Genomic DNA, 11803 nt, shown 5'->3' on the forward strand with positions numbered 1-11803 from the left:
CCTATATAACGCATCGTTAATTAACCTTTAACACTACCTGCCGTTACGCCTTCAATGATTTTCTCCTGCAATATGGCGTAGATTACAACAACCGGTACAACACTGTATACAATGCCTGCTGACATCTGGGCATAGTTCATTTGATACTGATCACGAAACTGGACCATGCCGACAGGCAGTGTACGCAGTTTATCGGTGGATAAGAAATAGTTGGCGAGTAAAAATTCGTTCCAGTTGCCGAGGAAATTCACGATAAACACCGTAACAATGGCTGGAACTGTAAGGGGTATCACTATTCTAGCAAAGATACCCGGAGCCCTCAACCCATCCATAACCGCGGCTTCCTCAATTTCTCCAGGGAGCGACCGCATAAAAGCAGCCAAAATAATAATCGTGAACGGAATTGCATTCGCAACATAAGGAATGATCAGCGCCAAATGAGTATCCAAAATGCCGAGCTTGCGGACAAGCAAATAAATCGGCAGCATGAGCGCATTGTTTGGAATCAGCATGCCCGCCAGAATGAGGCTGTACAGTAACATGCTCCATTTGCGGTGTCTCATCCGCGTTATAGCAAAAGCAAACATGGCACCAAGCACAATCGTTCCGACTGAGGACAAGACAGAAATGTACATACTGTTCCAGAAATACGTACCAATCTTGGCATTTACCCAAGCCTCCACGTAGTTATTAAACACCCAAGTGGAGGGCAGACCGAACGGATTCAATGCAATTTCGTTGTTATCCTGCTTGAATGAAGAAAAGATTACGAATAAAAAGGGAAACAGAATCGCAAGTAGATACAACATTAACAAAACATGAGGTATACTGCCTTTTATGTTCTTTACCATCAATATTCCACCCTTTCGTTGCGTCTCGCCACCAGCAACTGATATACCGCGGTGAGCACAAGCGTCAGAGCAAAGATCAGAACCGCAATCGTATTGCCATAACCGTATTTAAAATTGGTAATCGCGTATTTGATCATATACGTGGCAAGCACTTCGGTAGAGCCTGCAGGTCCACCTTTGGTCATAACCAGAACAATATCAGCTGCTTTCATCGCCCCGGCAATGGATAACATGATGACGACGGAAATGATAGGTCTGATAAGTGGCAATGTAATTTTGAATGCTCTTTGTACGGCTGTTGCTCCATCGATGGCTGCCGCTTCATCCAGATCCTTGGGAATAGCCAGAATGGCCGCCAAAACCATGACAATATAGAATCCCGTCCACTGCCAAGCATTGGTTACGAGAATGGATATCATTGCGAACCGATTATCGGATAGCCAATAGACCGGCGAAATACCTACGGTTTCAAGTAACTGATTCAACAGGCCGATGTTAGGCTCATAGATGAATCCCCACAGAATACCGATGACTGCCGTTGACATAATGGACGGCAAAAAGACGGCTGTTTTGTACAATCCCTTCAATTTCTTTACATTCGCAATGAGCAGGGAAAACAGCACAATGAGAGGCACCTGGATCAAAACAGAAAATGCGATAAAGAAACCGTTATTGCGAGTTGAAATCCAAAAACGTTCATCTGTCAATGCTTTTGCATAGTTGGACAGTCCCACAAAACGCGGCTCTGCGGATACACCGTTCCAACTGGTCAGACTGTAATAGAGTGAACTGCCGATAGGATACAGGAAAAACATGATAAACAAGATCAGTGCCGGCAACACAAACAACGTATAGATCAGCGGGCTGCGGAGTGAAGTATTCATGATCTACCTCCTTCAGTGACTTCAACTTCTTATGCTCATATATAGAGCAGATTCCTCAGCAGTGTAATTCTTTAGATAGGACCAAGGGTTTTACCCCGGCAGTGTTCCAACCGGGGTAAACCAGCATGGTGTTAGCAGGTACGTTTCTTTGCTTGATAGATCGCTTATTCTACTGAAGCATTAGCCTCTTCCTGAACCTTTTGCAATTCTTCGGCCATTTTCTCTGGCGTAGTCTGTCCACCAACCAGCTTCTGAATTTGCAGGTTGCCGATCTCTGTCGTAACATCAGCTTGAACGAGTGCATCAAACGCCGGGAAAGAAGTCTGCGATGCATTCAGAACAGCTACGATTTCTTTCATTAAATCGTCGGTGATGCTGTCAGTCAGCACTTTTTCATCCAGTTTCATCGCTGGTAACACACCGTCTTCTACGAGCCCACGTACTTGCATATCTTCGTTGTAGAAGTTTTTGATAAAGGCTTTAACAGCCGCCAACTTCTGCGGGTCATCCGCAGCCGCTGCAGAGAAACCGTATCCATTATTGACATCACGCATCAGGGCTGTCTGATCTCCTACACCGTTCTCTACCGGAGGCATATTGAAGAAACCAACTTTGCCAATGAGCGACTCCCCGCTCTGTCCTTCCTTGAATACAGACGATTTCCACGTTCCGTCATACATCAGAATCGCTTCACCGCTCGTAAATTGAGTTGTATATTCAGCATATTCATAACCAAGCTCGCCTTTTTTGAAGTAACCTTTATCCACCCATTCCTTATGCTTCGCGAATCCTGCGACAACGCCTGGATCAGTCCACTTGGCTTCGCCTGTAGCAAACTTCGCCGTAATATCAGGTCCAGCGTAACGGGACCACAGATGGTTCGTTAACATGAGTGGAACCCAGCCTGCTTTGGAAGCAGAAGCAAGTGGCACCTTGCCATCAGCCTTGATCTCAGCGAGCATATTATCCAGCTCAGCCATTGTTGAAGGCGCTTTCCAACCTTTTTGCGTAAAATACTCTTTATTGTAGAAGAATCCTTCACCCGATCCCCCAATAGGCAGTCCGTACACTTTGCCTTCATAGGTGAATGGTTCAAGCGATGAAAATTGGTCCTGAATGCCCAGCTCTTGCAAGATCGGCGTGAGATCCAACAACATGCCTTCTTTAGCATATACTTTGGAGTCTGGACTACCGAACAATTCGAAGATATCCGGCGGATTGCCTGCTGCCATCTCACCACGAAGTTTCTCCTTACGGTTTACATCGGATTCAACTCCGTCCAGTGTAAAGGTCAGGTTGGGTACTTCGCTCTCCACTTTGGCCACAACGTCCTGCAGAATGGCCAGCCTTTTTTGTTTGTCGGCACCCACCTGAGTGTGACGGAGAAGCATCTCAACCGGTTCCTTGCTTGGCTCCGCAGGCGTATTGCCTGCTCCCTGTTGTGGTTCGTTAGTTGAGCTCGAACAACCTGCCAATGTCCATGATGTGATAAGCAATAATGAAAGCAGTAATGTCATTCCTTTTTTCATTCGTATGACCCCCCTCAAGATATTGAGCATTTGGCTTTACACTCTGATTATAAAAAGTTGTAGCTTACATCGTAAGGATGACAATTCATCAATGGAGGGATAAAATCCTTCACTGGACAAATAATCTTGCATTTACAATTGATAACAGCAAAAAAACAGCCCCTGCGAAACATGTTCGCAAAGACTGCTTGGTTGGAAGATCTGTATATAACTGTTGTTACTTATTGGAGCAAGTCATGCCCGCTGTTTCCGTACGACCTTGTTCAATCAAACGATACGCCCGCTCTACTTCCTCATCACTTGGAGAAGGAACTCCATCGAGCGGATAGACTTTCCCCAGCGCCTGCCATTTGTAAATACCCATCTGATGATAAGGCAGAATTTCGAACTTCTGGACTCCATTTAGCGTTCCAATAAACCGCCCCAGATTGAGCAAGTCTTCTTCCTCATTGTGAATCCCTGGCACATACACGTGGCGAATCCACATTTTTCGTCCATTGTCCGATAACCATTGTGCGGTGCGCAATGTTCTCTCGTTGGATTTGCCTGTCAGCTTGATATGTTTCTCATCATTGATGTGCTTCAGATCCAACAAAACCAGGTCCGTGTTATCTAACAAATCATGAATTCGATCCGGTTCATTGAAACCGTTGCTGTCCAGCGTAGTATGCAATCCCCAGCGGCGTTTTGCTTCTTTGAAAACTTCGGCTACAAAATGAGCCTGTAATGTTGGCTCTCCGCCGGATACCGTAAGTCCTCCGCCGGAACTACGATAGTAGGACAGGTATGGCTCGATTTCAGCCAGTACCTCCTCCACGCTCATTTCCCTGCCACCATCCAGTGCCCATGTATCCGGATTGTGACAATACTGGCATTTGAGCAGACATCCCTGCATAAAAAGCACGAAGCGGATGCCTGGGCCGTCAACCGTCCCGAAAGTTTCGAGTGAATGAATATGTCCATTAACCATGCTGCCTCTTCCTTTCTTTATCGCATCCGCTGTGCGTCTTTAATATAGAGGTTCTATTCCTTTGAACCGTTGAGTTAAGCCCAAGTTACATCGAACCGTGGAAGGTCCGGTTAATGACATCGAGTTGTTGCTCACGTGTCAGTTTGATGAAGTTAACCGCGTAACCGGATACCCGTACTGTCAGCTGCGGATAGTTTTCCGGGTGATCCATCGCGTCAATCAACTGCTGGCGATCAAATACGTTCACGTTCAGATGGTGTGCCCCTTGACCAAAATAACCGTCCATCATGGCAACCAGATTGGATTTACGTGTATCTGACTCTTTTCCGAGTGCTTTAGGCACGATGGAGAATGTGTTAGAGATCCCGTCAAGGCTGTGTTCGTACGGCAATTTGGCTACTGAGCCAAGGGATGCCAGTGCACCTTTTTTGTCCCGACCATGCATTGGATTCGCTCCTGGTGCAAACGGTTCGCCTGCTTTACGGCCATCCGGTGTTGTACCTGTTTTCTTGCCGTACACTACGTTCGATGTGATCGTCAGTACAGACTGTGTTGGGATCGCATTACGATACGCTTTGTGTTTGCGAATCATGCCCATGAAGCTTTCCACCAGTTCAACTGCGATGCTATCGACACTGTCTTCATTGTTACCGTAACAAGGGAAGTCGCCTTCAATTTCAAAATCAATTGCGATGCCTTGTTCGTTGCGGATCGGTTTGACTTTCGCATACTTGATGGCACTCAGAGAGTCTGCTGCAACCGAGAGTCCAGCAATACCACAAGCCATCGTACGTACGATGTCGCGGTCATGCAGGGCCATTTCAATACGCTCATAGCTGTATTTGTCATGCATGTAGTGAATGACGTTGAGTGAGTTCATATACAGTTTGGCGAGCCATTCCATCATCGGTTTGAAACGTTTCATAACTTCATTGTACTCCAGCACTTCGCTTGTGATCGCCGGATATTCAGGTCCAACTTGTGCTCCCGATTTCTCATCACGACCGCCGTTGATTGCATACAGCAATGCTTTTGCCAGGTTCGCACGAGCACCGAAGAACTGCATTTGTTTCCCGATCTTCATCGCAGATACACAGCAAGCAATACCATAATCTTCTCCATAGATCGGACGCATCAGATCATCATTTTCATACTGGATGGAGCTCGTTTCGATGGATACTTTCGTACAGTATTGTTTGAACGCTTCCGGAAGCTTGGTGGACCAAAGTACAGTAAGATTCGGCTCAGGTGCAGGACCAAGGTTGTTCAAAGTGTGCAGGAAACGGAAGCTGCTTTTCGTAACACGGGTTTCTCCATTTACGGACATGCCACCGATGGATTCAGTTACCCATGTTGGGTCTCCACTGAACAATTCATTATAATCCGGCGTACGCAGGAATTTGACGATCCGCAGTTTCATAACAAAATGGTCAACCAGTTCTTGAGCCTGTTCTTCAGTTAGCAAGCCTTCTTGCAAGTCACGTTCAATGTAAATATCAAGGAACGAAGAAACACGTCCGAGCGACATCGCCGCACCATTTTGCTCTTTAATCGCAGCCAGGTAACCGAAGTAGAGCCATTGGAACGCTTCTTTTGCGGTTGTGGCTGGCAAAGAAATATCGAAACCATGCATTTCACCCAGTTGTTTCAACTCTTGCAATGCACGAATCTGTTCGGACAGTTCTTCGCGGAGGCGAATGACATCTTCATCAATCACATCGACTTCAAGTGCATTCAGCTCACCTTTTTTATTTCGAATCAGGAAGTCCACGCCGTACAGAGCTACCCGGCGATAGTCACCGATGATCCGGCCACGGCCGTAAGCATCAGGCAGACCGGTAATAATCCCTGCTTTACGTGCTGCACGCATTTCAGATGTATAAGCATCAAATACGCCCTGGTTATGTGTTTTACGGATGTTCGTAAATATATCTATGACGCCTTGAGACATTTCAAAACCATAAGCTTCACAAGCATCAATCATCATGCGAATTCCACCGAATGGCTGAATGGAACGTTTGAATGGAGCATCCGTTTGAACACCAACAATCTGTTCTTTGGATTTATCCAGATAACCTGGTTGGTGAGAAACAATCGTTGCTGGCGTGTTTACGTCAACATCAAGTACGCCGCCGTTATCGCGCTCTTTTTTGGTCAAATCGGATACGATATCCCATAACTCTTTCGTATTCTGAGTTGCACCTGCAAGAAATGCTTCGTCGCCATAGTAAGGTGATAAGTTGCGTGCCAGAAAATCATTCACATCTACGGATTTCGTCCATGTTCCTTTGGTAAAGTTTCTCCAGCCTGTTTGTTGTTTGACATCTTTTTCGATCACCGACATAGTAATCCCTCCACAAATTTGGATTTCCGGACACATGACAGGATGCTTCACTCGTCTCATCTGTGCCCAGAACCGCGATTAATGTGATAAATTTCACATGTGAGCCGGAACATGTTCTCTCTACTTGGGAACCGGAACCGCGGATGAATGTTTTTCTTACATTTTCAGTATACGTCTTCGTTCTTTCATCATCTGTGATTTTTATCACAAAGTTTGTGACCATCCTCACTCCACCTGTGCTGTGCCATGGTGAACCCTGCAAATTCACACTTAGCCACTGCGCGGACAGAACAACTTCCGATTGCTGTTATCCCCGGATTTTTTTGATTTTATTTTTCAAAGGGTAAAATACGGGGATAAAGGCGAACGCTTCGCTTCTTCAGTTTTTTCTGCCCTCTCCGTTATGGTATGAATACCTGGTTCAAAAAGTAACATCACGGATTCCGTGTAACCTCTTTTAAAAAAGACAACTGCAAAGATTACGTTTTACCTTTTTTTACTGGAAAGACGGCAATCGGGGCTCCCCTTTCGGGGAACCCTGACTATCTGCCTGAATCCTGCTGTTGCTTTAGTTATTACTCAAACTTGCCGTAGAATGCGTTGCGATATACATCAGCCAGTTCAGTCACTAACGGCAGTTTTGGATTAGCTGTGGTACATTGGTCCTCGAATGCGCGGTCTGCCAGATAATCCACATGTGCTTCAAAGTCTTTGGCGTCGAATCCAATTTCCTGGAACGATTCTTCAATACCCAATGTTTTGTTGAGTTTGCGAATCGCATTGATGAGGCTGGTAACCCCTTCTTCTGTTGTACGTGCAGGCAATCCCAGAATACGGGCAATTTCGGCATAACGCTCATCTGCAACAAAGTGCGAATATTTCGGGAACGATGCAAACTTCGTCGGTTTTTTCGCATTGTAACGAATGACGTGCGGCATCAGGATCGCATTGGTACGTCCATGTGCGGTGTGGTACTGACCGCCCCATTTGTGTGCCAAGCTGTGGTTAATGCCCAGGAATGCGTTGGCAAAAGCCATACCGGCAATCGTCGAAGCGTTATGCATTTTCTCACGAGCCAATTTGTCACCTTGCAGCGCAGATTGCTCGAGGTATTGGAATACCAGTTGAATCGCTTTGATCGCGAGTCCATCCGTGAAATCATTCGCCATGACGGATACATATGCTTCAATGGCGTGAGTCAATACGTCCATACCTGTATCCGCAACAGCGGTTTTAGGCAGAGAGTATACGAATTCCGGGTCTACAATGGCTACATCTGGTGTTAACTCGTAGTCTGCCAGTGGATATTTCGTATTGCCTTGATTTTTATCTGTAATAACTGCGAACGATGTTACTTCCGAACCTGTGCCCGAAGTTGTCGGGATCGCTACGAATTTCGCTTTCACGCCAAGACGTGGATATTTGTAGATCCGTTTGCGGATATCCATGAATTTTTGCTTCAAATCATTGAAATCCGTGTCAGGATATTCATAGAACAGCCACATCGCTTTGGCAGCATCCATCGGTGATCCCCCGCCGAGAGCGATAATGCAGTCTGGCTGGAAGCGGCGCATCATTTCCGTACCGCGGTCTACCGTTGTTGTGGATGGATCAGGTTCGACATCAGAGAACACTTCAATGGCTACTGGCATTTGACGCTGACGCAGATAGTGCTCTACTTTTTCCACATAACCGAGTTTGACCATCATGGCATCCGTAATAATGGCTACGCGTGTGATGTCCGGCATTTTGGCAAGATACTGTGTTGCACCTTTTTCGAAGTAGACTTTGTTCGGCACTTTGAACCACTGCATATTCACGGTACGGCGAGCCACCCTTTTCACGTTGATTAAGTTTACAGCGGTTACGTTGGAAGAAGTCGAGTTACGTCCATACGATCCGCAGCCCAATGTCAGTGACGGCATGTTGGTGTTATAGATGTCACCGATGGCGCCGTGTGTGGATGGCGAATTCACGATAATCCGTCCGGTTTGCAGGCGATCTGCGAATTTGCTAATGACTTCTTCGTTTGTCGAATGAATAACAGAGGAGTGACCCATGCCGCCAAAAGCAACCACTTCTGCTGCACGCTCAATCCCTTCAGCTGCCGTTTTCACTTTGTAACAAGCCAGTACCGGGCTTAGTTTTTCAGCCGACAACGGGAATTTTGTACCTACCCCTTCAATCTCGGCTACGAGAATTTTGGTGTTAGCAGGGACCTCGATACCGCACATTTGCGCAATGCTGACTGCAGATTGACCAACAATCGCCGGGTTCACCGCACATTTCTCAGCATTAATCGCACCTGCGGTCAGTTTCGCTGCCTCATCCTTGTTGACGAAGTAACAGCCGTTCGCGATCATTTTCTTTTTCACCTGATCGAAGATCGGTTCTTCGATGATGACTGCTTGCTCGGAAGCACAAATCATGCCGTTATCGAACGATTTGGACAAAATCAGATCCGTTACTGCTTGATTGATATCTGCGCTTTTCTCAATAAAGCAAGGTACGTTCCCTGGCCCTACGCCCAGTGCTGGTTTACCACAGCTGTATGCCGCCCGTACCATACCTGATCCGCCTGTTGCCAGAATGAGCGCCACATCATTATGATTCATCAGTGCGTTTGTGCGATCCATGGAAGGATCATCAATCCACTGGATACAATCCGCTGGAGCACCATGCTTCACTGCAGCATCAAGCAGGATTTTGGCGGCTTCCCGGCTACAGTTCTGTGCAGATGGGTGGAAACCGAAGATGATTGGGTTACGCGTTTTGATGGAAATCAGTGCTTTGAACATCGTGGTGGATGTCGGATTCGTTACCGGGGTAATCCCCATGATGATGCCGACAGGCTCCGCAATTTTCTGGAAGCTTTCGTACTCGTTATCTTCGATAACCCCTACTGTTTTGTCATATTTTATGCTATGATACACATATTCTGTTGCAAATATATTTTTGGTGATTTTATCCTCATACACACCCCGACCTGTTTCTTCCACGGCCATTTTGGCGAGCATCATATGTTTGTCCAGACCTGCCAGCGCCATCGCTTGCACGATGCGGTCAATCTGTTTCTGATCCATGGACATGAATGCTGCATGTGCTTTATTCGCTTTGTCAATTAACGTTTGAATATACTGACCTGCTGTCGGTTCTTTTACTGGGGCGACTTCGTTCTTTACAGCCATCTCCCTCATCCTCCTAAAGGTTCGTATTGGTTTGTCTCTCTTCTTTACATTCACATCGTACCATGGGGAAAGAGTTAATTATGTGATTTTTTTCACAAAGTATAACAAATTTAATTTAAGTTTTTTAGTGTCTCTCACTTAGCCATTTACACTTCCTATTTAAACTATAGGGCTGTCAGATTCATCCTCTCCTTTCGAAAGTGAATTTAATCACAATGTTTGAAATTTCGCCATTTTTGCCCCCTTTCCACGCCCCTCAAACGGCAAGATAAGGTATATACTGAACTTAAAAATTGAACCACCGCAATTTGTACCGTCCTTCCCGGCCGAGAGATGACCCTGATCAGGACGGCAACGGTTTGCGGCGAACCACGGGGGCCAGTCCAAGCTGCAGAAGGCCGTCCGATGGACACAAAGGGGAGATAGACTTATGAGAGAACAACTGAGTGTACTGGAAAAACGCGGAAATACCAACTGTTTCTCGGAAGCGAATTTCAACCATCTGCTCGTAACGATGAAGGACAGAACCTATCCGGAAGGAACCCATCTGTATTGGGAGGGAGATGTCTCTGACAAACTTTATTATATGAAACGAGGCCGTGCTCAGATCACCAAATCCACGGATGAAGGCAAGGAATTGATTATGTACATGTATCAAGCCGGTGATATGATTGGGCAGGCTGATCCGTTCTTCGGATCGAAACACAGCTTTTCGGCGGAAGTGCTGGAGGATAGTGAGATCGGCGTACTGGAGCATAAAGACCTGGAAATGCTGATCTGCCAACACTGTGACTTTGCGATCGACTTTATGAAATGGATGGGTATCCATCACCGGTTAACCCAAACCAAATTCCGTGATCTGATGTTATATGGCAAACCGGGCGCACTCTGCTCCACGCTGATTCGATTGTCCAATTCCTACGGCGAGCCCCATGGAGAGCATGTCATGATTCATAAAAAAATAACACACACGGATCTGTCCAATATGATTGGAGCGACCCGTGAAAGTGTCAACCGCATGTTAAGCGATTTGCGTAAAAAAGACGCCATTGAATACGATAACGGCATGATTGTCATCAAGGATCTGCACATGCTCCAGGGCATCTGTCACTGTGAATTATGTCCTAACGAGATTTGCCGAATCTGACGCTTTTCCCATCTTGTAAAACTTTTGATACGCAAATGAAAAAAGCCCATCTTCTATAACGAAGATTGGGCTTTTGTTATGCTTAAGATACAGTAGTCAACTCGAGCTTTACTGCATCACGTGGATTCAATTTCATGTCCAAACCGTTTTCCATCAGTTCCTTATCATTCACCATGATCATCCAGCGTTGGTTCATCCGGGGAATTACATTTTCAACGGAAACAACGAATTTGTTGTTCTCCGACATTCTTACAATCCCACTGGACTTCAATACATCACGCACAGTACATTCCTGAACATACACCCCGGCATATTGACGATTGAGATTTGGCATAATATTTCCACCGCTCACCTTGAGTAATGTTGTTTGGTAAACAACATCGTCTCCCCCACTGTCAGCGGCTTTTACATATATGATCACTTCATCTTTGACATGAAGCTCCATGTCCCAATTTTCCGGGTCAATATCCTTGCCATTCAGTTTGACCGCCCAGCTAAGTGAGGAGTCCAGAGAAACTTCCCCCACGGATTGGATCCGCTTGCCATCTGCTGTAAAATCGACAAGTCCACTGTTCAATAGTGCTTTCTTGAGCGTCAGACCTTCACTAAAATCTCTCTTAATGGACTTCGTTGCGTCAGGCAAAAAAGTACTGCCATCCACTGCCACAGTAATAGTATTCTGCGATTCGGTCTCTTTGACGATTGGCTGTTCGGAAGGCTGTGTCTCGCTACACCCGGCTAATATAACCAGAATAAGCAGACATATACCTATGTAACCGGGGATTCTCTTCTTCATGTAGGTAACACCACCCTGCGTAAAATCATTCACCCTGTTGTCCATAACCTCTATTATGGCACAAAATTCATGCAAAAAAAGTGTCAATGCCGTT

At 46.0% G+C, this 11803-nt stretch carries 8 protein-coding genes; 1 reads left to right on the top strand and 7 read right to left on the bottom strand.

Features of this window, described 5'->3' with window-relative positions:
* Positions 1–20: 20 nt before the first annotated feature.
* The 6 genes from BLV50_RS26095 to adhE form a co-directional block, all read right to left on the bottom strand.
* On the bottom strand, positions 21–851 hold the full coding sequence (locus tag BLV50_RS26095; protein WP_063565672.1) for a carbohydrate ABC transporter permease: 831 nt from the start codon (positions 849–851) through the stop codon (positions 21–23).
* Positions 851–1735, bottom strand: coding sequence for a carbohydrate ABC transporter permease (locus BLV50_RS26100; RefSeq protein WP_063565671.1), 885 nt, complete (start codon positions 1733–1735; stop codon positions 851–853). The genes BLV50_RS26095 and BLV50_RS26100 overlap by 1 nt, the downstream gene beginning before the upstream one ends.
* A gap of 164 nt (positions 1736–1899) precedes the next feature.
* On the bottom strand, positions 1900–3264 hold the full coding sequence (locus tag BLV50_RS26105) for an extracellular solute-binding protein (RefSeq protein WP_063565670.1): 1365 nt from the start codon (positions 3262–3264) through the stop codon (positions 1900–1902).
* Positions 3265–3481: 217 nt separating this feature from the next.
* Entirely contained in the window at positions 3482–4234 is a 753-nt protein-coding gene (pflA, locus tag BLV50_RS26110) for a pyruvate formate-lyase-activating protein (RefSeq protein ID WP_090810708.1), read from the bottom strand.
* An 85-nt stretch (positions 4235–4319) separates the two neighbouring features.
* Entirely contained in the window at positions 4320–6578 is a 2259-nt protein-coding gene (gene pflB, locus BLV50_RS26115; RefSeq protein WP_090810709.1) for a formate C-acetyltransferase, read from the bottom strand.
* 575 nt (positions 6579–7153) lie between these two features.
* Entirely contained in the window at positions 7154–9766 is a 2613-nt protein-coding gene (adhE, locus tag BLV50_RS26120) for a bifunctional acetaldehyde-CoA/alcohol dehydrogenase (protein WP_090810711.1), read from the bottom strand.
* A 430-nt stretch (positions 9767–10196) separates the two neighbouring features.
* On the opposite strand from adhE, the gene BLV50_RS26125 reads away from it, so the two are divergent.
* Positions 10197–10913 (top strand): Crp/Fnr family transcriptional regulator, encoded by a 717-nt coding sequence (locus tag BLV50_RS26125; RefSeq protein WP_063565666.1) that lies wholly within the window; start codon positions 10197–10199, stop codon positions 10911–10913.
* Between the two features lie 82 nt (positions 10914–10995).
* On the opposite strand, the gene BLV50_RS26130 is transcribed toward BLV50_RS26125, so the two are convergent.
* Complete coding sequence (locus BLV50_RS26130) at positions 10996–11709, bottom strand: hypothetical protein (RefSeq protein WP_063565665.1); 714 nt, start codon at positions 11707–11709, stop codon at positions 10996–10998.
* Positions 11710–11803: the final 94 nt, after the last annotated feature.

The sequence above is a fragment of the Paenibacillus sp. 276b genome (assembly GCF_900107875.1).
In the GTDB taxonomy this organism is placed as follows: domain Bacteria; phylum Bacillota; class Bacilli; order Paenibacillales; family Paenibacillaceae; genus Paenibacillus; species Paenibacillus marchantiae.

Bases quoted from the DNA above. Each gene is read 5' to 3' on its own strand.
- BLV50_RS26095 (WP_063565672.1), bottom strand. From the start codon at position 851: ATGGTAAAGAACATAAAAGGCAGTATACCTCATGTTTTGTTAATGTTG.
- BLV50_RS26100 (WP_063565671.1), bottom strand. From the start codon at position 1,735: ATGAATACTTCACTCCGCAGCCCGCTGATCTATACGTTGTTTGTGTTG.
- BLV50_RS26105 (WP_063565670.1), bottom strand. From the start codon at position 3,264: ATGAAAAAAGGAATGACATTACTGCTTTCATTATTGCTTATCACATCA.
- pflA (WP_090810708.1), bottom strand. From the start codon at position 4,234: ATGGTTAATGGACATATTCATTCACTCGAAACTTTCGGGACGGTTGAC.
- pflB (WP_090810709.1), bottom strand. From the start codon at position 6,578: ATGTCGGTGATCGAAAAAGATGTCAAACAACAAACAGGCTGGAGAAAC.
- adhE (WP_090810711.1), bottom strand. From the start codon at position 9,766: ATGGCTGTAAAGAACGAAGTCGCCCCAGTAAAAGAACCGACAGCAGGT.
- BLV50_RS26125 (WP_063565666.1), top strand. From the start codon at position 10,197: ATGAGAGAACAACTGAGTGTACTGGAAAAACGCGGAAATACCAACTGT.
- BLV50_RS26130 (WP_063565665.1), bottom strand. From the start codon at position 11,709: ATGAAGAAGAGAATCCCCGGTTACATAGGTATATGTCTGCTTATTCTG.